The 22,284-nt window shown below is 67.1% G+C and carries 18 protein-coding genes; 4 read left to right on the forward strand and 14 right to left on the reverse strand.

Annotation, left to right across the window (positions count from 1 at the left end; genetic code table 11):
• Window positions 1-3: 3 nt before the first annotated feature.
• The 9 genes from JOE41_RS11005 to JOE41_RS11045 all read right to left on the reverse strand — a co-directional run bounded on the left by JOE41_RS11005 (window position 4) and on the right by JOE41_RS11045 (window position 12,437).
• Window positions 4-756 (reverse strand): response regulator transcription factor, encoded by a 753-nt coding sequence (locus JOE41_RS11005; protein WP_011693955.1) that lies wholly within the window; start codon window positions 754-756, stop codon window positions 4-6.
• A complete protein-coding gene (locus JOE41_RS11010; protein ID WP_209752364.1) occupies window positions 753-2,087 on the reverse strand; it encodes a sensor histidine kinase in 1,335 nt (444 codons plus the stop codon). The genes JOE41_RS11005 and JOE41_RS11010 overlap by 4 nt, the downstream gene beginning before the upstream one ends.
• A 38-nt stretch (window positions 2,088-2,125) precedes the next feature.
• Window positions 2,126-3,052 (reverse strand): ABC transporter permease, encoded by a 927-nt coding sequence (locus JOE41_RS11015; RefSeq protein ID WP_209752365.1) that lies wholly within the window; start codon window positions 3,050-3,052, stop codon window positions 2,126-2,128.
• A gap of 3 nt (window positions 3,053-3,055) precedes the next feature.
• Window positions 3,056-4,000, reverse strand: a complete 945-nt coding sequence (locus JOE41_RS11020) for an ABC transporter ATP-binding protein (protein ID WP_011693958.1) — start codon at window positions 3,998-4,000, stop codon at window positions 3,056-3,058.
• A 160-nt stretch (window positions 4,001-4,160) separates the two neighbouring features.
• Window positions 4,161-5,660, reverse strand: coding sequence for a bifunctional phosphatase PAP2/diacylglycerol kinase family protein (locus JOE41_RS11025; protein WP_209752366.1), 1,500 nt, complete (start codon window positions 5,658-5,660; stop codon window positions 4,161-4,163).
• Between the two features lie 65 nt (window positions 5,661-5,725).
• Window positions 5,726-6,928 carry an MFS transporter gene (locus JOE41_RS11030; protein WP_209752367.1) on the reverse strand — a complete coding sequence of 401 codons (1,203 nt, stop codon included), beginning with the start codon at window positions 6,926-6,928 and terminating at the stop codon, window positions 5,726-5,728.
• Window positions 6,925-7,695, reverse strand: a complete 771-nt coding sequence (locus tag JOE41_RS11035; RefSeq protein WP_209752368.1) for a DeoR/GlpR family DNA-binding transcription regulator — start codon at window positions 7,693-7,695, stop codon at window positions 6,925-6,927. The genes JOE41_RS11030 and JOE41_RS11035 overlap by 4 nt, the downstream gene beginning before the upstream one ends.
• A gap of 171 nt (window positions 7,696-7,866) precedes the next feature.
• Window positions 7,867-10,692, reverse strand: coding sequence for an FAD-binding and (Fe-S)-binding domain-containing protein (locus JOE41_RS11040; RefSeq protein ID WP_209752369.1), 2,826 nt, complete (start codon window positions 10,690-10,692; stop codon window positions 7,867-7,869).
• Window positions 10,692-12,437 (reverse strand): L-lactate permease, encoded by a 1,746-nt coding sequence (locus JOE41_RS11045; protein ID WP_209752370.1) that lies wholly within the window; start codon window positions 12,435-12,437, stop codon window positions 10,692-10,694. The genes JOE41_RS11040 and JOE41_RS11045 overlap by 1 nt, the downstream gene beginning before the upstream one ends.
• A gap of 143 nt (window positions 12,438-12,580) precedes the next feature.
• Here JOE41_RS11045 and JOE41_RS11050 point away from each other — a divergent pair, with 143 nt between their 5' ends.
• Window positions 12,581-13,273: a GntR family transcriptional regulator gene (locus tag JOE41_RS11050; RefSeq protein ID WP_011693964.1), complete on the forward strand. Its 693-nt coding sequence runs from the start codon at window positions 12,581-12,583 to the stop codon at window positions 13,271-13,273.
• 39 nt (window positions 13,274-13,312) lie between these two features.
• On the opposite strand, the gene JOE41_RS11055 is transcribed toward JOE41_RS11050, so the two are convergent.
• The 4 genes from JOE41_RS11055 to JOE41_RS11070 all read right to left on the reverse strand — a co-directional run bounded on the left by JOE41_RS11055 (window position 13,313) and on the right by JOE41_RS11070 (window position 19,132).
• Window positions 13,313-14,995, reverse strand: a complete 1,683-nt coding sequence (locus JOE41_RS11055; RefSeq protein ID WP_011693965.1) for an ABC-F family ATP-binding cassette domain-containing protein — start codon at window positions 14,993-14,995, stop codon at window positions 13,313-13,315.
• Window positions 14,996-15,080: 85 nt separating this feature from the next.
• Window positions 15,081-17,075: a penicillin-binding transpeptidase domain-containing protein gene (locus JOE41_RS11060; protein ID WP_209752371.1), complete on the reverse strand. Its 1,995-nt coding sequence runs from the start codon at window positions 17,073-17,075 to the stop codon at window positions 15,081-15,083.
• Between the two features lie 99 nt (window positions 17,076-17,174).
• Window positions 17,175-17,831, reverse strand: a complete 657-nt coding sequence (locus JOE41_RS11065) for a response regulator transcription factor (RefSeq protein WP_209752372.1) — start codon at window positions 17,829-17,831, stop codon at window positions 17,175-17,177.
• Window positions 17,828-19,132: a sensor histidine kinase gene (locus JOE41_RS11070; RefSeq protein WP_209752373.1), complete on the reverse strand. Its 1,305-nt coding sequence runs from the start codon at window positions 19,130-19,132 to the stop codon at window positions 17,828-17,830. The genes JOE41_RS11065 and JOE41_RS11070 overlap by 4 nt, the downstream gene beginning before the upstream one ends.
• A gap of 201 nt (window positions 19,133-19,333) precedes the next feature.
• Between JOE41_RS11070 and JOE41_RS11075 the strand changes: the two genes are divergently transcribed.
• Together JOE41_RS11075 and JOE41_RS11080 are read left to right on the forward strand one after the other, a co-directional pair.
• Window positions 19,334-20,419 carry an ABC transporter permease gene (locus JOE41_RS11075; protein WP_011693970.1) on the forward strand — a complete coding sequence of 362 codons (1,086 nt, stop codon included), beginning with the start codon at window positions 19,334-19,336 and terminating at the stop codon, window positions 20,417-20,419.
• Between the two features lie 41 nt (window positions 20,420-20,460).
• The gene (locus JOE41_RS11080) at window positions 20,461-21,174 is read left to right on the forward strand and encodes an ABC transporter ATP-binding protein (protein WP_011693971.1); all 714 of its coding nucleotides are present in this window, start codon (window positions 20,461-20,463) and stop codon (window positions 21,172-21,174) included.
• On the opposite strand, the gene JOE41_RS11085 is transcribed toward JOE41_RS11080, so the two are convergent.
• A complete protein-coding gene (locus JOE41_RS11085) occupies window positions 21,135-21,539 on the reverse strand; it encodes a helix-turn-helix domain-containing protein (RefSeq protein ID WP_011693972.1) in 405 nt (134 codons plus the stop codon). The genes JOE41_RS11080 and JOE41_RS11085 overlap by 40 nt on opposite strands.
• A gap of 79 nt (window positions 21,540-21,618) precedes the next feature.
• On the opposite strand from JOE41_RS11085, the gene JOE41_RS11090 reads away from it, so the two are divergent.
• Window positions 21,619-22,269, forward strand: a complete 651-nt coding sequence (locus JOE41_RS11090; RefSeq protein WP_011693973.1) for an NAD(P)-dependent oxidoreductase — start codon at window positions 21,619-21,621, stop codon at window positions 22,267-22,269.
• The last annotated feature ends 15 nt before the right edge of the window (window positions 22,270-22,284 follow it).

Raw genomic sequence — 22,284 nt, forward strand, 5'->3', positions numbered from 1 at the left:
TAGCTAATAGTCCGGATTGCTGGGTACCACCAGCCCGGTCTCATACGCATAGACCACCGCCTGCACCCTGTCCCGGAGATGCAGTTTGGCGAGGATCCGGCGCACGTGCGTTTTCACCGTCGCCTCGGAAAGGAAGAACCTGTGGGCGATCTCGGCGTTGGACAGTCCCTCTGCCATGGCTTCCAGCATCTCCATTTCACGGGGCGTCAGGGCCTCCAGCAGGGGGTCCCTCTGCTGCTCTTCTCCGAGCGAATGCCGACCCCGGCCGGCTGCGGGGGCGGAGGTGCCTGCCCGTTGTCCGTTGACTGCGGGCGGGTTGCCCTCCCGGACGTACGCTTCCAGCAGGCGGCGCGTGACGCGGGGCGCCACCACGGCGTCGCCGCTCGCCACCACACGCACGGCACTCACCAGTTCGGACGGTGCCACATCCTTGAGCAGAAACGCCGAAGCGCCCGCCTGCAGCCCGGCGAAGGCGTATTCGTCGAGATCGAAGGTGGTCAGGATGATCACCTTCGCGTGGGAGCCGGACGAGGTCACGGCCCGGGTTGCCTCGATTCCGTCCAGGACCGGCATCCGGACATCCATCAGCACCACGTCGGGGTCCACTTCCCTGACCTGCCGGATCGCTTCGGCGCCGTCGGATGCTTCCCCCACGATCCGAAGGTCGTCCTCGCCCTCAAGGATCAGGCGGAAGCCCATTCTCAGCAGCGGCTGGTCATCAACCAGCAGGACTTTGATCGGTGTATTGCCATTCATGTTTTTCCTTGGTCCCCATTCCAATTCAGAACTGCCCGGACGCGCCATCCGCCGCCGGCAGGGCGTCCGGCTTCCACCGTACCGCCGTAAATGCCGGCCCGCTCACGCATGCCGGTCAGGCCCTGGCCGGAACCAAGCGCCCTGGCGCCGCCCGCCGCTGCGCCAGGCCCGCCCGGGCCCGCCGCCCCGTACCCCACCGTGCCTCTGCCGTCGTCGAGCACTTCAATGGTGACCGTCCCGCCCACCCGGACCATGCCCACCTCCACCCGGCTCAGCGCCCGGCCGTAGCGGAGGACGTTGGTGAGCGATTCCTGCACGATCCGGTAGACGGTCAGTTGGAAGGCCGCGTCCTCGGGAAGGGCCGGCCCGGTATGCGAATAGTGCAGCGGCAGCCCCGCCGTGCGGAAGCCCTCGAGAAGTTTGGCCAGGCTGTTGCCGGCGCTCAGGGGTTGCCTGGGCGCCTGGCCCGCCGGCGACTCGTCGCGCAGGACGCCCAGCACCCGGCGCATGTCTCCCAGGGCCGTGCGTCCGGTCCGGGAAATCTCCGCCAGGACCTCAGCGGCGCGCTCCGGGCTCTTCCTGACCACCACTGCGGCGCCGTCGGACAGGGTGAGCATCACCGTCAGGGAGTGGGCCACGACGTCGTGCATCTCCCTGGCGATCCGGTTGCGTTCGGTGACTGAACCGAGTGCCGCGGTCCGGGCCGCCCAGGCCGCGATTTCCGCTTCGTGTTCCCGCCGCTGCCGGATGGAGATGCCGATGCCGGTGGCGATGACGTTGGACAGCGTGATGGTGATGCCGGCAACGATGCCAAAGACCAGCTGCGAATTCTCCGGCGCTGCGGGGCCGCCGTTGGGAAGGGCGCGTTCCAGCGGTCCCACGAGGGTAAGGAAGTACAACAGGGAAAGCGGGGCATTTGCCAGTGCCAGCGCCGTGATGGAGAACCGGCGGGACCGCTGGACGGCCAACGCATATAGCGCAAACCACAGCCCCGCGGAAACGTTGGAGCCCCAGGGGTGCAGGACGGTGATGCCCACCTCCAGCACGGCGACGACGGCAACAACGGCCACCGGATGGGACCGGCGGAAAAGGAGGGCCGCTGCGACTGCGGCGAGCAGCGCGGTGGCCGCCCAGCCGCCGTCGAGCACGGCGTCCACGGCGGTGGGCGTGACCAGCAACAGGTAGCAGAGCACCACCACCGCATCCATGACCCTGGGCCGCCGGTACAGGTAACGGCGGAGTCGGCCGCGGCGGCGGTCTGCGAGTTCGGCAAAGGACGCATCAATCTGGGTGGGGGTTGATGCGTCCTTTGCCGGCGGTTCTTCGTTCATGTGATGAGCCTAGACGGCGGCCCGGCCACCCTTTCCGCTCAAACGTCCCGCTTCTTGAGCAGAACCATGGCCAGGGCTGCCGGGATGACCACCCACGCGCCCAGCACCAGGGCCGCCTGCCAGACCTCGAGGGTTCCGTCCATGTGTTCCACTGCAGTCAGGGGCGTCACTGTGTTGCCGGGAAGGTACTTTCGGGCTTCCTCGAAGAAGTCGCCGGGAATGAGCTGGAAGGCGATGGGAGCCACGAAGAACAGGCCCACCAGGCTCATGATGCCCCCCGCGGAATTACGGATGATGCTGCCCAGCGACATGCCGATGGAGGCCACCGCCGCCACGTAGAGGCTGTTGACGAGCAGGAGCTTGACCGACTGGGAGCTGGCAAGGTCCAGGCTCAGGCCGTAGTTGTCCAGGATCGGGACTGACACCAGGCCCGCCAGCAGTGTCGAGACGCCTGTCAGGACGAAGGACACCACTACCACCACAAGGAATTTCGCCACGAAGGCGGGCGTCCGCTTCGGCACGGCTGCGAACGTGGAACGCGCCATTCCCGTGGTGAACTCGGAGCTCATCAGCAGCACGCCGAGGGATCCGAGGATCAGCTGGGCAAATGCAATGCCCGACGTTGGGGCACTCACCGCGATGTCCCCGCCCTGGGCCGCCATCTGGGCCGCGGCTTCCGGGTCCGATGCCATCTGCTCGCGGAACTGGCCGGTGGACCACGCCGCCAGGGCACCGAAGCCCACCATCACCAGCATTGTGGAGCCAAGCAGGATCAGCGTGGACAACAGGGTGCGGAACTTGATGAATTCCGAGTTCAGCACCCGCAGGAAACTGGGGCCGGGGCCCGGGGATGCCGAATTGCCGGGCGGGCGGGCGGGCTGCCCGGCGGGACCGCCGGCCTGGGGTCCTGCTCCGCCCTCCGCCCTGCGGCCGGAGGGGTTTGGTTCCAAAGTCGTAGAGCCCATGGCTTACTTCCCTCCGGTCTGCATGGGAGCCGTGGCACCCGTGGTGATAAGCGAGTGGTATTCGACCTCATCCTTGGTCAGCTCCATATAGGCCTCTTCGAGGCTTGCCTGGAGCGGGGTGAGTTCGTAGATCATGACGTGGTTGTCGAGGGCTGCGCGGGCAATCTGGCGCGGATCCAGGCCCTTGACCTCCAGCAGTTCGTGGTCCTGTGCCTCTACCGAAACCCCGGTTCCGGCAAGGAGGTGCATCAGCTGGTCCGGCTCATCGGTGCGGACGCGGGTGCGGCTCGCACCCTTCCCCGTGATGATGTCCTTGATGGGGGCGTCCGCGATGATCTTTCCGCGGCCGATCACGATCAGGTGGTCCGCCGTCACGGCCATTTCGCTCATGAGGTGGCTGGACAGGAAGACCGTCCGTCCTTCCGAGGCCAGGTATTTCACCAGGTTACGGACCCACACCACGCCTTCGGGGTCCAGCCCGTTGACCGGCTCATCCAGGATGATGGTCTGCGGATCCCCCAGCAATGCGGCGGCAATGCCCAGCCGCTGTCCCATGCCCAGCGAGAATCCTTTGACTTTCTTTTTGGCGACATCGGCCAGGCCGGTCATTTCGATGACCTCGTTGACGCGCTTCTTGGGAATGCTGTGCGTCGCGGCCATGGCCAGCAGGTGGTTGTAGGCCGAACGGCCGGTGTGAACGGCCTTGGCGTCCAGCAGGGCTCCCACTTCACGGAGGGGAGCCGCGTGCTTGGTGAACGGGACCCCGTTGACGGTGACCGAGCCCGACGTCGGCGAGTCCAGTCCCATGATCATTCTCATCGTGGTGGATTTGCCGGCTCCGTTGGGGCCCAGGAAGCCGGTCACCCGGCCCGCCTGGACCGTGAAATCCACTCCGCCCACGGCGGTTTTCTCGCCGTAGACCTTGGACAGGCCTCTTGCTTCAATCATGGAAGCGTTCCTTTGCGTAGCTGTGGATGCGGTGACGGCTCTGCTCGTCGCAGCTCCGTTCGTACCCTCCACGCTACAGACGCAGGGTTCCCTTTTCGCCGGTCTCAGGGATGATTCAGGGTGGAATCAGGGTAGTCCCAAGGGATGACCACCAGGCGGCCTACGCCGGCGTCGGGGAGTAGTAGGTCAGCGCTCCGGGGAGCACCGAAAACTCAACGCGGCGCACGCCCGGCATGGCTTCCCCGTCCACGGCCAGCGCCATGGGCGACCCCGCTGCTTCCACCGTCACCTTCGTGGACTCACTCAAGTGCGTGATCTTGGACGTGGCCACTGTGCCCGTCAGGACGGACCACAGGAGCCGGATCCGTGCGAACGACTCATCGGCAGTGATCATCCGCAGGTCCAGGACGCCGTCGTCCATCACCGGCCGCACCAGCGGTGCATGGTCGCGGGGGTAGTAGCGGCCCCGGCCGACGTAAAGAATCCATAGCTTGTGGCGGACGCCGTTCACAATCATGGTGGTCGGCGTGCCGGCCGCGAACGTCCGGAACATTGCGGCCACTCCGGCCAGCGGTTTGCCGAGGGCCGGCCGGAGCTGTTCCCGCCGGCGTACCAGGTTGGGGTAGAGGCCAATGCTCGCCGTGTTGAGCATGGTCCGTTCCAGCCTTTCGGGGCTTCCGGCGAGCCCCCGTTCCACCCGGACGTGCCCCACATCCGCCCGGGCAGCCGCACCGGCCGAAGCCGCCTCCACGGCGTCCTCGAGGGTGGAGGTTCCGGCGTCGCGGGCAAAGTGGTTGAGCGTCCCGCCGGGGAGCACCAGCAAGGGCAGGGAAAGTTCGACCGCGACTGCAGCCGCGGTGCCAACCGTTCCGTCACCGCCCCAGACGCCGAGCGCCTTTACTCCGGGCCGGTCGGCCACCGCCCTGATCTCTGCGGCGACGTCCCCGTCCTCGTCAATCTCATGTATATGCGCTGATGGGAATACATCCTGCAATGCCTTTATGGTTTCCGGCGCATATGAACCGCCCAGCGTGTTGACCGCGATGCTAAGGCCTTCGCCGCCGGGCAATGTGGCCGCTTGGGCGGGGGTGCGGGCGGTTTCCGGGAAGGGCGGCCGCACGGGCCACCACTTACGGGTGATCATGGCCGCTCCGGCTCCCAGTGCCGACCCGAACAGTACATCCGAAGGCCAGTGGGCGCCGGTGTGGACCCGGGAATATGCAACGCCGGCGGCCAGGGGTGCCAGCGCTACGCCAATGGCCGGCTGCACCAGCCCCACCCCCACGGCAAAAGCCGCGGCGGACGCGGAATGGCCTGATGGCATCGAAGAGCTGGTGGGTTGAGGGTTGACGAACCGGAACACGGGAAGATGCTCAGGCAGTGGCCGGGCCCGGGGAAGGAGCGTTTTGAACACCACGTTGGTGACGGCCGATGCCACGCCCTGGGCAATCAGCCCGTGCAAGGCCGCACGGCGGGGCCTGCCGGGTATGAGGGCCAGCCCTCCGGCCACCGCAACCCACAACTTTCCATGGTTCGCGGCCGCCGAGAGCCGGCGGAACAGGACATCATGGTTTCCGCCCGGCAGGTTGGACACGGCTTTGAGTAATGTCCGGTCCAGTCCGGCCACCAGGCCCGGGCCTTTCCTCAGCATCCTTCGCATTTCCCCACCCTACCGCCGACACGGCGGTTGCCGGGGTTGGCTGCGGCTGGCGCGTATGGCCGGTACTACTCGTTGCGGATTGGCGCACCGGGCAAGGGCTTGGCCGCTCCGGCCAGGAGGAGCGCCACCAGGATGGGCACCATGATGGCGAGCAGGGCGAGGTGGATGCCGGTGAGGTCACCGAGGTAGCCGAGGAGCGGCGGCCCCGCCAGGAAGGAGATATAGCCCAGTGTGGAAACCACCGATACCCGGGCGGCAGCTTTCTTCGGATCGTCGGCTGCGGCGGACATGCCCATCGGGAAGGCCAGTGCCGCGCCGACTCCCCACAGCGCGGCCCCGGCCGTGGCCAGCCACACGTTGCCCGCCAGCACAAAGAGGCCAAGACCCGCGGCGGCCGCGGCCATGCTGGCGCGCAGCACGGCGACACGGCCGTACTTGTCGATCACGAACCCGCCGCAGAACCGCATGGCCGTCATGGCCAGGACGAAAACCGCAAACATCAGCGCGCCGGTGGATTCGCTGGTACCCAGACCGTCCACGGAGGCTTTGGCGATCCAGTCGTTTCCCGCACCTTCGGTCAGGGTGGCACCGAGGACCACAACGCCGATCAGCAGCGTGCGGCTGTCCCGCCATGCGGATGCATCCTTGGGTGCGGCTGATTCGCCGCTGGCGGGGACCTCGGCGGCAATGTGCGGCAGGAAGTAGCGCGGCGCCACCATGGTCAGGACTGCTACGACGGCGGCAATGACCAGCAGGTGGGCAGGCAGTCCCACTCCAAGACCGGAGAGGCCAGCGCCGATCAGGGCGCCCACGAAAGCGCCACCGCTGAAAGCCGCGTGGAACTGAGGCATGATGGTGCGCTTGAGCCGGTGCTCGACGTCGGCCCCTTCGATGTTCTGCGAAACGTCCCACAAGCCGATGCCAATGCCAAAGAAGAACAACGCCACCGCGGTCCCGGGCACTGATTCGGCCGTCAGCGAGAGGGCGATGCCCACGCCTGCCACCGCTGCCAGGAGTCCGCTGGCACGGACCGTGTTGGCGGTTCCGATCCGTCCCACCACCCATCCCGCGGTAGGAAGGGCGATCAGTGAACCCACCGCGGTGCAAAGCAGCAGCGTACCCATTTGTCCCGAGGTGACATGCAGGATTTCGGTGACGGCCGGTATGCGGGCGGCCCAGCTGGCAAACACAAGTCCGTTGATCCCGAAGATCAGGAACGTGGCGGCTGCCGCAGCGTTCAGCTTCTGTGTGGAGACGGCGATGCTCATACATTCACTACTTTCACTGAGAGTTTTCCAAGTTGCGTGAGTTCCTGCGGGCCGAATGACCTGTCCGTGACAATGATGTCCACGGAGTCCAGGGCGGCGACGAGCGCCACGGCTGCGGCGTTCCATTTCGAGCCTGCGCAGGCGGCAATGACCCGGCCAGCGGATTCCAGGCCGGCGCGCTTGACGGCGGCGTCGTCGAGGTCGTGCGCCAGCAGTCCGTCTTTGAGGTTGACCGCGCAGGGCGTCACCACGGCCGTATCAAATCGGAGGGAGCGGATGTTTGCCTCGGCGAGCGGGCCCCGGAAGCACAGCTCCCCCGGAATCAGGCTTCCGCCCGGAACCAGCAGGGCGGGATGATGCCCGGCCTGGCCTTCCGCCGTCAAAGCGTTGAGGGCGGGCAGCGACATGGGCATCAGCGTCAGTTCGCGATGCCGCAGCTGGCGGGCTATTTCGGTTGCGGTGGTGCCGCTGTCCAGCCAGACGTGTTCGCGGTCCTGCAGCAGGCCGGCAACGCCGGCGGCAATCCGGGCCTTGGCATCCTGCCCTTCCAGCTCCCGCTGCCCGTACCCGGGGTTCTCGCCGCGGAGCAGCAGGCTCTTGGCCCCGCCGTGCACCCGGCGGAGGACGCCATGGACTGCCAGCGTATCCAGGTCGCGGCGGATCGTGGCCCCGGACGCTCCGCACTCTGCCATCAACTCGTCGACGGTCACCTCTTCGCGGCTCCGCAGCAACTCACCGATCAACCGGTGCCGCTCTTCAGTCTTCATGTTCAAATGCTAACTGAAAATGATCATTTAATCAGAAGCTATGAGCGAATCACTTGGTCCGGAGATCCAACGCTCTCTCACTTCCGGCAACAAAACCGCCAACGCTCTCTCACTGGTGAGAGAGCGTTGGCGGAAAACGTGCAGGAAGTGAGAGAGCGTCCGGCTTCAGCTTCAGCGGGTGACTTCCTCCAGCAGCTCCAGCACGTGCCTGTACTGGGCACCCGTTGCCCGCGTCATGCCCAGTTCGCAGGTCCGGTTGCATGAGGCGTGGGCGGCGGCGCCCATCTCGGCCACTTCCGCGGCCTGTTTCGCGGTGGCCGATGCCGTCAGTTCGGGGTGCAGCATGCCCCGGTCCCCGGCGAACGCGCAGCAGCCCCAGTTTTCCGGAATTTCGACCCGTTCGGCCACAGCCCCGGCGACGACGCCCAGTGCCCCGTTGAGGCCCATCCGGGTGGACGAGCAGGTGGGGTGGAGGGCAAGCGACTCCAGCTTTCCGTGGCCGGGGAGCCGGGGGAGGATCCGTTCCGCGGCGAAGTCCACCGCGTCCACCATGCGCAGGGCGCGCTGCCCGGCTGCGGGTGAATCCGACTCGACCGCCTGGCGCAGGCCCTCGGTGCATGAGGACGCATCGCAGACGATCGGAAGCTCGCCGTCCCGGGTCGCTTCGCGGAGAGCGGCCAGGGTCTTCTCCCGCATCGTTGTTTGGCCCGCGGCCATGCCCTTGGAGGACCAGGGCGTGCCGCAGCACAGGCCGTCGATGCCTTCCGGAACGAGGAGGGTGAGTCCGGCCCGGTCGCACAGCTGCTCGAAGCTGTATTGGACGCCCCGTCCCCGTGCGTCGGACCCCGCGCCGGCGGGTCCGAACATGGTTCCCACGCAGGCCGGGAAGTAGACGGCGTCAACTTCGCCCGTCGGCGTCGGACGTTTCCGCACTGAACCGCCGCCCGGCAGTTCGGCGGAATACAGCGGTACGGTGTCTTTGCCGAGCACTGCCCGGGCAGCCTTGTTGGGCGGGGTGATGGCGGCGGCCGGAAGCTTGTCCACCACCGTCAGCGCCAGGGCAGCGCCGCGGGTGACGCCTTCCCAGTGCCTGGCGGCGGCGTTCCACGCCCCGTTGGCGAGCGGGCCGGCGTCGTCCTTCCGTAGTTTCTTCACGAGTGATCCCGTGTTGATGTCCACCGGGCAGGCGGTCTGGCACATCCCGTCCACGGCGCAGGTGTCCACGGACTCGTACTCGTAGTCCTTCTCCAGTTCCCTGACCAGCGCCGTGTCCCCCGCCAGCCGCGCGGATTCGACGGCGCGCAGCGTGACGATCCGCTGCCGCGGCGTGAGGGTGATGTCCTTGCTGGGGCACACCGGTTCGCAGTAGCCGCAAGACACGCAGCGGTCCACTTCCTCGGCGACGGGAGGCGCGGTCTTGATGTGCCGCAGGTGCGCCAGCGGGTCCTCATCCATCAGCACGCCGGGGTTGAGCATCCCGGCGGGGTCGAAGAGCTGCTTGATGCTGCGCATGACGTCGTAGAGCTCATCGCCGTACTGCCGGCGGACGTAGGGGGCCATGACGCGCCCGGTCCCGTGCTCGGCCTTCAGTGATCCGCCCTCGGCGAGGACCAGGTCCACCATGTCCTCAGTGAAGGCGCTGTAGCGGTCCAGTTCTGCCGTTGTGGCGAAGCCGTCGGTCAGCATGAAGTGCACGTTGCCGTCCTTGGCGTGGCCGAAGATCACGCTGTTGCTGTAGCTGTACTTGTCGAAGAGCCGGATCAGTTCCCGGCACGTCCGGCCCAGCACCGGGACGGGGACGACGATGTCCTCCAGCAGCGCGGTGGTGCCCTGCGGACGGGCTCCGGCAACCGAGGCGTAGAGGCCCTTGCGCAAGTGCCAGAGCCGTCCGCGTTCCCGGCCGTCGCCGGTGAACCGGGCAGGTGCGGCCAGCCCGAGGCCTTGGAGCACACCCTCGCCGTTGCCTTGGAGTTCCGCCAGGTCACCGGCGCTGCCGGCGGAGTACTCCACGAGCAGGGCGGCATGCTCCCGGACCGCCAGGTCCTGCACGACGGCGGGAGTTCCCTTGAGCGTCTGGCCCACCTTGAGTGACAGCGCATCCATTAGTTCGATAGTGGCGGCTCCCGTGTCGACGAGCGCCGGCAGGGCTGCGTTGGCGGCCTCAAGGTCGGGGAACACCAGCAGGCCCGCGGCGGCATGCTGGAGCCGCGGGATGGTGCGGAAGACAGCCTCTGCCACGAAACCCAGGGTGCCTTCACTGCCCACGATCAGGTGGGCCATGATGTCCACCGGGGTCTGGAAGTCCAGCAGGGAGTTCAGCCCGTAGCCCATGGTGTTCTTCATGGAGAACTGTTGCCGGATCCTATGCACGGAGTCCGGATTGTTCCTGACGCGCTCCGCCAGCCGGGCCAGGCCTGCGTACAGTTCCGGTTCCAGGGCGCGGAGTTTCCGGTCCGCGTCCGGCGCTCCGGTGTCGATCATGGTGCCGGAGGGCAGGACCACGGTCAACGACTCCAGGGTGCGGTAGGTGTTGTCCAGCGTGCCGCAGTTCATGCCCGAGGAATTGTTGGCCACCACACCGCCGATGGTGCAGGCAGCCTCGCTGGCCGGATCCGGGCCGAACTTCCGCCCGTAGCGGGCCAGCCTCGCGTTGAGCGCCCGGACAGTGACGCCGGGCTGGACGCGGACCCGCGCGCCGTCGTCGAGCACTTCAATGTCCTTGAAGTTGCGGCGGACGTCCACCAGCACGCCGTCGGTGACCGCCTGGCCGCTCAGGCTGGTGCCGCCGGAGCGGAGGGTCAGCGGCACGCCCTGGGCGGCGCTGGCGCGCAGCAGTCCCCCCACGTCGGCGGCACTGCCGGCCGTGACCACAGCCTGCGGGATCAGCAGGAAATGCGAGGCGTCATGGGCGTTCGCGTGCAGGTCGATGGCCCGGGTCCTCACCTGGGCCGGATCTTTCACCGCCGCGCGGAGGCCAGCCATGTCCAGGGGAGCCATCAGGGAACCATCCAGCCCAGCACGGGGGTGGACTGCAGGAAGATCAGCACGGTGATGAGCGCCAGCAGGCCGAGGCTCCAGCCGAGCAGCTTCCGGAAGAGGGTCCCTTCGGCGCCGTCAAGGCCCACCGCCGCCGAGGCCACGGCAAGGTTCTGCAGCGACAGCATCTTGCCCATCACACCGGCGGAGGAGTTGGAGGCGGCCATCAGCACCGGAGACAGGCCGGTCTGCGCCGCTGCGGTGGCCTGCATCTGGCCGAACAGCGAGTTGGAGGACGTGTCGGAGCCGGTGAGGGCTACGCCGATCCAGCCGATCAGCGGGGAGAGGATGGCGAAGAAGCCGCCCGCGGAGGCCAGCGCGAAGCCGAGGGTGGTGGTCTGGCCGGACAGGTTCATCACGAAGGACAGCCCCAGGACGGCGGTGACGGTGACGATTGTCCAGCGCAGCTGCACGAGCGTGTCCCGGTAAATGCGCAGGCCCTGTGATGCAGTGACCTTGTACAGCACCATCGTGAGCAGGCCGGAGAACATCAGCAGCGTGCCGGTGGCCTTGAGGTGGTCAAGCTTGAATTTGGTGGCCGCGACCGGTTTGCCGGCCGAATCGGTAATGTCCAGGCCGGGCCAGGCGAATGTCACGCTGCCCACCTGACCGAGCCAGGTCTTGACGAACGGGATCTGGGCCACCGAAAACACCGCGATGATGATCAGGTATGGGGCGATCGCCATCCAGATCTGCCGTGGTTCCGGCCGGGAGTTGTCGGTCGGCACCGTGGTGCCTGAAGCTGCTGTCGCTGCCGGGTGTCCGGCACCGGAACCGGCCGCCGGCCCGGCGCCGGAACCGCTACGGCGGAAACCGGCAGCGGACCCGACGACGGCGGTGGCGTGGGCAGCTTCCGGGGCGGTTTCCACGGCACCGCTCATTCCGATGGCTTCCTTCGGCTGCCAGACCTTCAGCATCAGCAGCACGGCGGCCACTGTCACGACGGCGGCAACGACGTCGGTGAGTTCCACGGCGAAGAAGTTGGAGGTAACGAACTGGGCCGCGCCGAAGGCGACGCCGGCCACCAGGGCCACGGGCCAGGTCTGCTTCACGCCGCGCCGGCCGTCGACGATAAACACCAGCAGCAGCGGCACAATGAGCGCAATGAACGGGGTCTGGCGTCCGGCCATCGAGGAGAGGTCGTGCAGCGGCAGGCCGGTGACGCCGTTCAGGGCGATGATCGGCGCAGCCATGGCGCCAAACGCGACGGGAGCCGTGTTGGCCAGCAGCGACACCACAGCCGACTTCAACGGCTTCATGCCGGCGGCCATCAGCATGGCCGCAGAGATTGCCACGGGTGCGCCGAAGCCAGCCAGGGATTCCAGCAGCGCGCCAAAGCAGAAGGCGATCAGGATGGAGAGGATGCGGAGGTCGTTCGAGATGGAGCGGATGGTCCGGCCCAGCACTTCGAACCAGGGAGTGGCCACTGTGAGCCGGTAGATCCACAGCGCGTTGACCAGGATCCACAGGATGGGGAACAGGCCGTAGAAGACGCCGGCTGCGGTGGCGCTCAGGGCCTGGTTGACCGGCATCTGCCAGCCGACGATGGCCAGGACGAGGGAAAGCGCCAGGCTGGCCAGGGCCGCCTTCGGTGCCTTGACCTTGAAGACGCCCAGGAGGACGAAGAGCAGGACGAGGGGAAGCGCCGCGCAGAGGGCTGAAATCACTAGGGATCCGGCAATGGGATCGAGGATCTGCTGAAACATGTGTCTCCAGATTGTGTTAGGCGTCACAACACCGTGGCGCCCTACGATTGTCTAACAAGTACACATGATGGTCAAGAGAGACTTGTTGACTTGTCTGGCAAGATTGAGATGAATCAAGAACTCTTGGCGGGAATGGAGCTCCGGTGGCCGGCCGAATTGCAGCAGTTTCGATCGTTGATGCGATCGCCGCGGATTTGCGGAGCCGCATCTTTGCCGGTGATCTCGGTTCCGGCCAGACCCTCACCGAGACAGAGGTCGCCTCGTCCTATGAGGTGGCACGTCCCACAGCGAAGGCCTCCATCGAGAAGCTCGTCGCAGAGGGACTATTGGAGCGCGGGACGCACAAGACCGCCCGGGTGGTGGACCTCGGACCGGACTCGGTGCGGGATATCTACCTGGCGCGCGCCTATCTGGAAAGCGAAGTGCTCCGCAGGCTCGCCCGCACCAGGGACGTACCGGAAGCGGCCCTGCAGGCCAACCGCGACATCGCTGCGGTGCAGACGGGCGCTCCGCTCGACGTCGTCGAACCGGACATGCGGTTCCACACCAGCCTGATTGACGCCGTCGGCAACGAGCGGATCAGCAGGATGTACCGCTCGCTCGTGGGTGAGGTGCGGCTGTGCATGGTCCGCATCCAGTCCCTGCACCTGCTGGATACCGCCCTGATCCAGGCCGAACACCAGAAGATTCTCGAACTCATTGAGGCGGGCCAGGGAGACGCCGCCGCCGAACTGCTCGACGAGCACCTCGGGCGGGCGAGGGAGCGGCTGGTGGCCGCCATGGGAGGAACTGCCGGCCCGGAAGCCGGGGTACGCTCCGAACTGCTGCCGGAGTAACCGGCACACCCGCCAGGCCCGCACCCAGCCAGTCGTTTGCTAGCGGGCTCGCTCCACGCGCTTCTCGTCCCAGACCGGCTCCGCGGATTCGTAAACCCTGCCGTCGGAACCGAACACCAGGAAGCGGTCGAAGGTCCGGGCGAACCAGCGGTCGTGCGTCACGGCCAGGACGGTCCCCTCGAAGTGGTCGATGGCGCGTTCCAGCGCCTCGGCCGAGTGCAGGTCCAGGTTGTCCGTGGGCTCATCGAGTAGCAGCAGGGTGGCGCCGGAGAGTTGCAGCAGCAGGATCTGGAACCGGGCCTGCTGGCCGCCGGACAGGGATTCGTACTTCTGCTCCGACTGGGATGCCAGGCCGTATCCGTCCAGTGCACCGGCCGCTGCCTCACGGCCGAGCCCGGAGCGGTGTTCGTCTCCACGGTGCAGGATTTCCAGCAGGGTCTTGCCCAGGAGGTCCGGCCGGACGTGGGTCTGGGCGAAGAAGCCGGGACGGATGCGGGCGCCGAGTTTCACGGTGCCTTCGTGCGGCACTTCGGCGATCTCGACGTCGGACACGGGCAGGTGCTCCCGCTCGGGATCGGTTCCCCCGGTGGCGAGCAGGCGGAGGAAGTGGCTCTTGCCGGACCCGTTGGAGCCGAGCACGCCAACGCGGTCCCCGAACCAGACCTCGGTGGAGAACGGCTTCATCAGCCCGGTGAGTTCCAGCTTCTCCGCGACGATCGCACGCTTGGCCGTGCGGCCGCCCTTGAGCCGCATCTGCACGTTCTGCTCGATGGGCAGGGCCTCGGGCGGCCCGGCTTCCAGGAACTTCGCCAGCCGGGTCTGGGCGGCGTGATACCGGTTGGCCATGTCTGAGCGAAACGCCGCCTTGTTCTTGTACATGTTGACGAGTTCCTTGAGCTTCACGTGCTCCTCGTCCCAGCGTTTGCGCAACTCTTCGAAGCGGGCGTTGCGGTCCGCCCGCGCCTCCACGTAGGAGCCGAAGCCGCCGCCGTGGATCCAGGCTCCGGCCCCGTTGATGCCCGGTTCGAGCGTCACGATGCGGCCGGCGGCGTTGTTCAGCAGTTCGCGGTCGTGGCTGATGAAGAAAACGGTCTTCTTGGACTCGTTCAGCTTGGCCTCGAGCCAGCGCTTGCCCGGGACGTCGAGGTAGTTATCCGGCTCATCGAGGAGCAGCAGCTCGTCGGGACCGGCAAAGAGTGCCTCCAGCACCAGCCGCTTTTGCTCGCCGCCGGAAAGGCTCGACGCCGGGCGGTGCTGCGCGCGGTCGAAGGGAAGTCCCAGCGCGGCCATGCAGACCTCGTCCCAGACCGTCTCGACGTCGTAGCCGCCGGCGTCCCCCCAGTCCACGATCGCCTGGGCGTACTGCATCTGGGTGGGCTCGTCGTCGTGCTCCATCATGGCCAGCTCGGCGTCGTCAACGGCGCGGGCAGCGGCCGCCAGGGCGGGCGGCGCCGCGGAGACGAGGAGGTCGCGGACTGTGGAGTCATCCCGGACCTGGCCCACGAACTGGCGCATGATGCCCATGTTCCCGGACCGGCCGATCACGCCTTCATCCGGCACAAGGTCGCCGGAAATGATACGGAAAAGCGTGGTCTTGCCCGTTCCGTTGGGTCCGATCAGAGCCGTCTTGGTGCCGTCCGGAACCTTGAAGGTCACCCCGTTCAGCAGCTGCGTGCCGTCGGAGAGGAAGTAATCGATATTGGAAACGTCAATATGAGCCACGCCTTCAATCTTCCCACGGCAGCCCGCCCGTACCTCCAGCGGCCCGGTATGCTCCCCGACCCCGCCTACCTGCGCTAGTGCCGGGTTAACCGGCAGCGACCAGGAAGTCCTTGAGCAGGGGCCCGGATGTCGTGGCTCCCAGGCCACCCTCTTCGACGAAGACGGCTACCGCGAGGTCGCCGTGCACGGCCACAATCCAGGCGTGCGTCTTGGGCGGGTTTTCATTGCCGAATTCGGCGGTGCCGGTCTTGGCGCCCACCGGTTCCCCCGGCACCGAGGCCAGGAATCCGGCGTGGCCCGAGGTGACCACAGCCCGCATCATGTCGGCCAGGGCCGCAGCTTCTGCCGCCGTGACCGGCTTCTCCGCAGCTTTAGCGGGAGCAGGCGCGGTGGAGGACAACGACGGCGAAGTTCCGGCGGCCGTCGGTGTTCCGGCCGCCCCAGGGGCTGCGGTGCCGGCCCCTGCTTCCGCGTTCAGCACGAGCGTGGGGGACACGGGGGAGCCCTTGGCCACTGACCCGGCCATCACGGCGGCAGCCAGCGGCGAGAGCAGCACCTTGCCCTGCCCGATCATGGATGCGGCATGCTCGGTTCCCTCAGCTTCCCCGGGGACTGAGCCAAGGAAGGCATCCGCTCCCAGCCCGGGCGCCTCGACGGCAACACCGAGGGAGGTGGCCGCGGATTCAAGCTGGGCCTGGCTGACGGAATCGCGGGCCGCGATGAAGGCGGTGTTGCAGGAGTGCGCAAACGCATCCCGTAGCGTGACGGATCCCAGCGAGTCCTCCGGATAGCCCTCGGCGTTCTTGAACGTGCGGCCGTCCACCGTGAGCGTGGGCGTGCATTCAACCTTGGAGTCCGGCGTCATGCCGTTGCGGATCATGGCCAGCGAATCCACCATCTTGAAGGTTGAGCCTGGAGCGTACTGTCCCAGCATGGCAGTGTTGTAGCCGTTGCTGCCCGGTCCTGACGCCGCGGCCAGGATGGCGCCGCTGGAGGGGCGTAGGGCCACGATGGCGGACGCAGGGCCAACATCCGCTAGGACGTCCTCGGCGAGCTGCTGGAGCCTGGGGTCCAGGGTGGTTTTCACCGGCGTTCCCGGTTTCATCCCAACCTGGAACAGGATCCGGCGGCCCTGGTTGGGCAAGGCCTGCCTTTCCTCGGTGGTAAGCCCGGCCTTTTCTGCGAAGACCTGGATTCCGTCGGTGCCGCGGAGTTGGGCGTCATATTGCTGCTGAAGCCCGCCGGTGCCGGTGGTGTCCCCGGCTTTGAGGGCTCCGCCGGATTTTTCGATTTGTTCGGCATTCGCCTCGGCAGCGGTGCCCAATAGGGCGCGGGCGAAGGTGCGGGTTGGCGCCAGCGGCAGGAGGCCTGCGATGGACCTGGCGCCGGGGATACGGGCGATCTGCTCGTCCGTGATGGTCCGGCCGTCCTGGCGAAGGGTGATGGCTGTGACGAAAGCCTCCGGGCCTGCCGCCTGGACCTGCTGCGTGTAGGCTGCGGGGTCCACTCCCACCAGTTGGGCGAGCCGGGTGGCGGACGCGGCGGGGTCGGCGGAAGCCAGCCTGGGCTTGTCGATGCCTACGTTCACCACCGGCCGGTAGGTGACGAGTTTTGCGTCACCGGCGCCCAGGATATCTGCCCGCTGCGGGGAGTCCGTGGCGGCGCCGACAACTTCGCCGTCCGCCAGTTCAGGGACCAGCAGGGCCGGCTTCCACACGGTCAGCCACTTGTCACCGGACTTCTTCAGTTCGGCGGAGGCAGTGTACTTCCATTCACCGGAGCCGATCTTCCAGCTGTAGTTCAACGGGACCGTGGCAGTGTCCTTCTCCAGCGTCAACTCTCCTGCTTCGACAGCCGGTTTGGCAGGATCGAGCCCCTGGAAAACTCCTTTCAGCTGTTCGTTGGCTGCTGCGGCGTCGGTACCATCAAAGGCGACGGAACCGACGTCCAGCGCCGCCACCGCCGAAGCGAGCTGCTTCGCTGCGTCCTGCGCCCCGGCACGGCCGTCGTCGCAGGCCACCAGCGATCCGCCGATAACGAGGCCAACAAGAGCAAGCGAAAGTTTCTGAAAGTTCCCCATCGCGCCATTATGCCCGCAAGCCCCGACAAAGTTCTTGTCACATGATCGTGCTGAAGGAAGCCCGTCAGGCGGCCAGCCGGCGCCGGACGGGACGCCGGCTCATGCGGGCCGGATGATCCGGCGCTGCGTCGCCACGGAAATGGCCGCGGTGCGGTTGTCCACGCCGAGTTTCCCGTAGATGTGCACCAGGTGGGTCTTGACGGTTGCCTCGGAAATGAAGAGCCGCCGGGCGATGGCGCGGTTCGGCAGTCCGGTGGCCAGGAGCTGCAGCAGTTGGATTTCCCGTGCGGACAGCGCCGGTTCGGGATTACGGATCCTGCCCACCAGCCGCGCGGCCACCTCGGGGGCCAACGCCGTCCCGCCTGCCGCGGCGGAGAGCACGGCCTGGCGGATGTGCTCGGGCGGGGCATCCTTGAGCATGTAGCCGCTGGCGCCGGCTTCGACGGCGGCCAGGATGTCGGCGTCCGAATCATAGGTGGTGAGGATCAGCACCGGCGGGGCGGGAATGCCCGCCTCGCCGGCCTTGATTTTCCGTGTGGCCGTGACGCCGTCCATGCCTGCACCCATTTGCAGGTCCATCAGGACCACGTCCACGGGCTCGCCCAGTGTGCGGAGCCTGGCGAGCTGGGCCAGCGCAGCGGCACCGTCGCCGGCTTCGGCCGCCACGGTGATGCCCTCGAAGTCGCTCAGCATGGCGCGGAGACCGGCACGGACCACGGGGTGGTCGTCCACCAGAAGGATCCGGATTCCGCTCATGCCCGCTCCCCGTTTGCCGGCTTCCCGGCGGCCGCCGCACTCTCCACCAGCGGGAGCCGGATGGCCACCACGGTTCCCTCACCCGGCGCGGATTCGATGTCCAACGTTCCCGCCAGGGCCGTCACCCGTTCCCGGAGCGAGCGGAGGCCGTACCCGGAACCGTCCTTGCGCTGCGGGCTGCCCCCGGATCCCTCCGGCTCCGGCCGGAAGCCTACGCCGTCGTCGTAAATGTCCATGGCCACTTCTGTTCCCATGAAGGACAGGGTCACGACGGCGGTGCTTGCCTTCGCGTGAACCCACACGTTGGCGAGGCTCGCCTGGGCGGCACGCAGGAGCGTGGTGGAGTATGGATTGGAGAGTTCAACGGGAGTGCCTTCGAGGTCGAAGCGGCAACGAAAGCCGGCTCCGCGTGCCGCCGCCTCGGCCTCGGTCTTTTCACAGAGCCGGCGGAGGCTGCCCGCCAAGGACATCTGCTCAAGCGCCGGGGACTGCAGGCCGCGGACAAAGTTGCGCGCCTCTGCGAGGTTGGCGGACGCAGTCTCCTGCATCGTCCGGAGCCGCTCGCGCGCCGTTGCCGTGTCGCCGTCGTCGAGCGCCTTCTCAGCCGAACGGCCCATCAGCACAATGCTCGAGAAGCCCTGGGCCAGGGTGTCGTGTATTTCGCGGGCCAGCCGTGCCCGCTCGGTCAGCGTGCCGGCGTCGTGCTGGCTGCGGGCCAGTTCCCCGCGCGTCCGGCGCAATTCCTCGGCCGCCAGCCGCTGGTTCTCCGCTTCAAGGTAGAGCGCCCGGTATGCGAGGCCGGTGATCACGGCGAAGGCTGCACCGAAGACCGGTCCCAATGCCATCGGCAGCTCCAGCGCCGGCCCGGCAGTGCCACGGTTGTGGAACCAGAGCGCCACCACAACCAGCACGGTGGACGCCGCAATAACCGGCAGGGCCACGCGCCTCGGCAGTATGTGCAGCTGCAGGAAGAAAAGCGGAAAGGCCAGCCAGACGAAGTCCGCGCTGGACCATATCAGCACCAGCCACAGGACCGAGACGGCGCCAAGCCACCACACCGCATAAGAGCGTGGATCGAAGCGGTCCGTATCCGTGGAGTGGCGCTTCTCCAGCACGGTGCCGATGACGTAGACGGTTGCTAGCAGCAGGGCGAGGGCCAGGCTGAGCCAGCCGGTCAGCCCGGGGCCGGACACCAGGACGCGCGCCGTGGCCACGAGGAGCAGGACGGCGAAGCCCACGTGGAGGCTGACCCTCAGCAGCCGCAGGATGATCGCGGACCCGCTGGATTCACCCGGTATCAATACTTGCCTCGCATCAATCCAGCGTATCCTCCGGGGCCCGGGTTTCCCGGCGAAAAGGGGCCCCGCGGCCCGAGATCAACCTTTTGGTTGATCCGCGGTTCCACCAGCTGTCTCCGGCTGACCAACCGGCCTGCCGATGTGCAGTGCCGCACGCGGCGGAAGAGTGGAACCAGCACGCCACACCGCCACGAAAGGAAACCCGTGTTTCTCGCTATTCGCGATCTCCGCTTTGCCAAAGGACGCTTTGCCCTGATGGCAGCCGTTATCGCCCTGATCACCTTGTTGCTCGTGATGCTCTCAGGCCTCACCGCCGGTTTGGGAAACCAGTCGACGTCGGCAATCACCGCGCTGCGGGCCGACCAGATCGTGTTCGGAGCCCCCGCCGGCACTCCGGCCAAGGCATCCTTCACCGAATCGGAAGTGAGCCGCGACCAGCTGGCCGCCTGGTCGGGACGGGACGGGGTTTCGGGGGTGGAGGCGCTCGGCATCAGCCAGGCCCGCGCTCAGGCCGTTGGCCCCGCCGGAGCCCCGGGCGGCACCGCAAACGTGGCCGTCTTCGGATCCGGAAACGGAAACTCGGGGGACCCGGAGGACGGAACAGTAGTGGTGGGCGAAACCCTCGCTGCGGACCTGCACCTGAGCCCCGGCAGCCGCCTTGCGGTGGGCGGGGCGGAACTTGCCGTTGCGGACATCGTCCCGGACGAGTGGTACTCGCATACCGGCGTCATCTGGACGTCGCTGAACGACTGGCGGCAATTGGCCCGCGCAGGCAACGGATCACTCGGCACCGTGCTGGCCGTAACGTTCGACGCCGGCGCCCGGGTTGACGTGGACGCCGCCAACGCGGCGGCGGGAACAGTCAGCGCCACCCGTGAAGGCTCGTTCCAGGCGCTGGGGTCGTTCAAAAGCGAAAACGGCTCGCTGGTGCTGATGCAGGCGTTCCTGTACGGCATCTCGGCCCTGGTGATCGTGGCGTTCCTGACGGTATGGACTGTTCAGCGGACCCGCGACATTGCCGTCGTCAAGGCAATGGGCGGGTCCCCGGGGTATGTGCTCCGCGATGCGATGGCGCAGGCCGGGATGGTGCTGGCAGCAGGGACGGTTACCGGCGGCGGAGCAGGACTGCTCGGCGGGATTTTTGCGGCACAGGCTGCCCCGTTCCTGGTCACACCGGACACCACGCTCGTTCCCATTGCCGGAATCCTGCTCCTGGGCCTCAGCGGAGCCGTCGTGGCGGTCCGCGGCGTTACCCGGGTTGACCCGCTACTTGCCCTCGGCGGCAACTGATTTCTCCCCACTACAGCTATATTCCTCGAAAGGAATACTCATTGGACACCCCGCTCAACCTCGTCAACGTCACGCTCGAGTACCCGGACGGAGACGCCACCCTCAAGGCACTGGACCAGGTCAGTCTCGCCGTCGGCGCAGGGGACTTCCTAGCCCTCGTGGGCCCCTCAGGGTCCGGGAAGTCATCCCTGCTGGCAGTCTCCGCTGCGCTCATCCGGCCCACGTCCGGCGCTGCGACAATCGACGGCGAGGTGATCACCGGCCTCCGGGACGCTGAGCTGACAGCCCTGCGCCGGGAGAAGATCGGCATCATCTTCCAGCAACCCAACCTCCTGCCGTCACTGACTGCGGCCGAACAGCTCGTACTGGCGGACCACCTGCGCGGGAAACCCTTGGCGGCCGCCCGCAGGCGCGCGGCCGAGCTCCTGGACGTCGTCGGACTCGGTACAGTCCGGGACAAACGCCCTCACCAGTTGTCGGGTGGTCAGCGCCAACGCGTCAACATTGCACGGGCCTTAATGGGCCGGCCCAAGGTACTGCTGGTGGACGAACCGACGGCGGCGCTGGACCACGAGCGAAGCGCCGGCATTGTCCGGCTGCTGCGCGAGGTCACCGACGAATTCAATGTGGCCACGGTGATGGTCACGCACGACACAGAATTCGTGTCACTGACGGATGCCGTGGCCACCATGCGGGACGGGCGGATCCGTTCCCTTCAGCCCTCAGGCAGTGCCCCGTCGCGGGCTTCATCATAGGCATCCCGGGCGTTCAGGATGCTGGGAACGTTGGACTCCGCCCATTCCCGGAGGACAGTGAGAGGGCCCAGCAGCGACAACCCCAAATCGGTCAGCTGGTAGTCCACCCGGGGAGGGACCTGGGCGTATACCGTCCGGGTGATCAGCCCGTCGCGTTCCAGCGCTCTTAGGGTCTGCGTCAGGACCTTGGGCGTGATCACGTGGACGTGCTTGCGCAATTCGGAGAAGCGGACGGGGCCGTCGGACAGCACCTGGACCACCAGCGACGCCCATTTGTCGCCGATTCGCTGGAACACAACCCTGGACGGGCACCGCGGATCCATGATGTCCGCACCTGGCGTGGCCTCGCGCGTAAGGGTATCCATTCGGTACCTCGTTTCTTCTAAGCCTCTAGGTATCCTAGAGATACTGTGAATTCCTACGGTACCCAATACGAGGAGCGGCATGAAAATCGCAGTGTATGGTGCCACCGGGATGGTGGGCGGCCAGATCGTCAAAGAATCGTTGCGGCGGGGCCACGACGTCACGGCCATTTCGCGGACTGGCGCGGCGGTACCCGGCGCCACCGCGTGCCGGGCGGAACTGGCGGACGTGCACACGTTTACCAGCGTTGCCAGGGATCACGACGCCGTTGTGCTGGCCACGGTGCCCAGCCGCACGGGCGGGGATCACGGCGAATGGCTGGCTGCGATGAAGGCGGCCTTCGGCAGCGCCGGCACAACGCGACTGCTGGTGGTGGGCGGAGCGGGGGCTCTCGAAATCAACGGCGTGCGCCTGTGCGATTCCCCCGACTTCCCCGAGCCCTACCGTCCCGAAGCCCGCAGCATGGCCGCCGCTTACGATGAGATCCGCTCAGCCCCGGAGGCCCTCAACTGGACCATGCTGGCGCCCGCCCCCGTGATGCAGCCGGGGGCCCGGAGCGGTAAGTACGTCACGGCCGACAATTCGCCTGCGGGGCGGTCCATCACCACCCAGGACTTCGCCGTAGCCATGCTGGACGAGCTGGAGAAACCGTCCCACGTCCGCGCCCGTTTCACGGTGGCGAACCCTGAAGCAAACACGGACGCCGTCGCCGCGGCCCAACCCGTGTCCTGATTGCCTGATTCCGGA

It is taken from the genome of Arthrobacter sp. PvP103 (genome assembly GCF_017833075.1).
In the GTDB taxonomy this organism is placed as follows: domain Bacteria; phylum Actinomycetota; class Actinomycetes; order Actinomycetales; family Micrococcaceae; genus Arthrobacter.

Excerpts from the sequence above, each read along its gene's own strand:
- JOE41_RS11065 (WP_209752372.1), bottom strand. The coding sequence starts at position 17,831 with ATGAGCGGAATCCGGATCCTTCTGGTGGACGACCACCCCGTGGTCCGT.
- JOE41_RS11090 (WP_011693973.1), top strand. The coding sequence starts at position 21,619 with ATGAAAATCGCAGTGTATGGTGCCACCGGGATGGTGGGCGGCCAGATC.
- JOE41_RS11030 (WP_209752367.1), bottom strand. The coding sequence starts at position 6,928 with ATGAGCATCGCCGTCTCCACACAGAAGCTGAACGCTGCGGCAGCCGCC.
- JOE41_RS11040 (WP_209752369.1), bottom strand. The coding sequence starts at position 10,692 with ATGGCTCCCCTGGACATGGCTGGCCTCCGCGCGGCGGTGAAAGATCCG.
- JOE41_RS11025 (WP_209752366.1), bottom strand. The coding sequence starts at position 5,660 with ATGCGAAGGATGCTGAGGAAAGGCCCGGGCCTGGTGGCCGGACTGGAC.
- JOE41_RS11015 (WP_209752365.1), bottom strand. The coding sequence starts at position 3,052 with ATGGGCTCTACGACTTTGGAACCAAACCCCTCCGGCCGCAGGGCGGAG.
- JOE41_RS11085 (WP_011693972.1), bottom strand. The coding sequence starts at position 21,539 with ATGGATACCCTTACGCGCGAGGCCACGCCAGGTGCGGACATCATGGAT.
- JOE41_RS11010 (WP_209752364.1), bottom strand. The coding sequence starts at position 2,087 with ATGAACGAAGAACCGCCGGCAAAGGACGCATCAACCCCCACCCAGATT.
- JOE41_RS11045 (WP_209752370.1), bottom strand. The coding sequence starts at position 12,437 with ATGTTTCAGCAGATCCTCGATCCCATTGCCGGATCCCTAGTGATTTCA.
- JOE41_RS11005 (WP_011693955.1), bottom strand. The coding sequence starts at position 756 with ATGAATGGCAATACACCGATCAAAGTCCTGCTGGTTGATGACCAGCCG.
- JOE41_RS11060 (WP_209752371.1), bottom strand. The coding sequence starts at position 17,075 with ATGGGGAACTTTCAGAAACTTTCGCTTGCTCTTGTTGGCCTCGTTATC.
- JOE41_RS11020 (WP_011693958.1), bottom strand. The coding sequence starts at position 4,000 with ATGATTGAAGCAAGAGGCCTGTCCAAGGTCTACGGCGAGAAAACCGCC.
- JOE41_RS11035 (WP_209752368.1), bottom strand. The coding sequence starts at position 7,695 with ATGAAGACTGAAGAGCGGCACCGGTTGATCGGTGAGTTGCTGCGGAGC.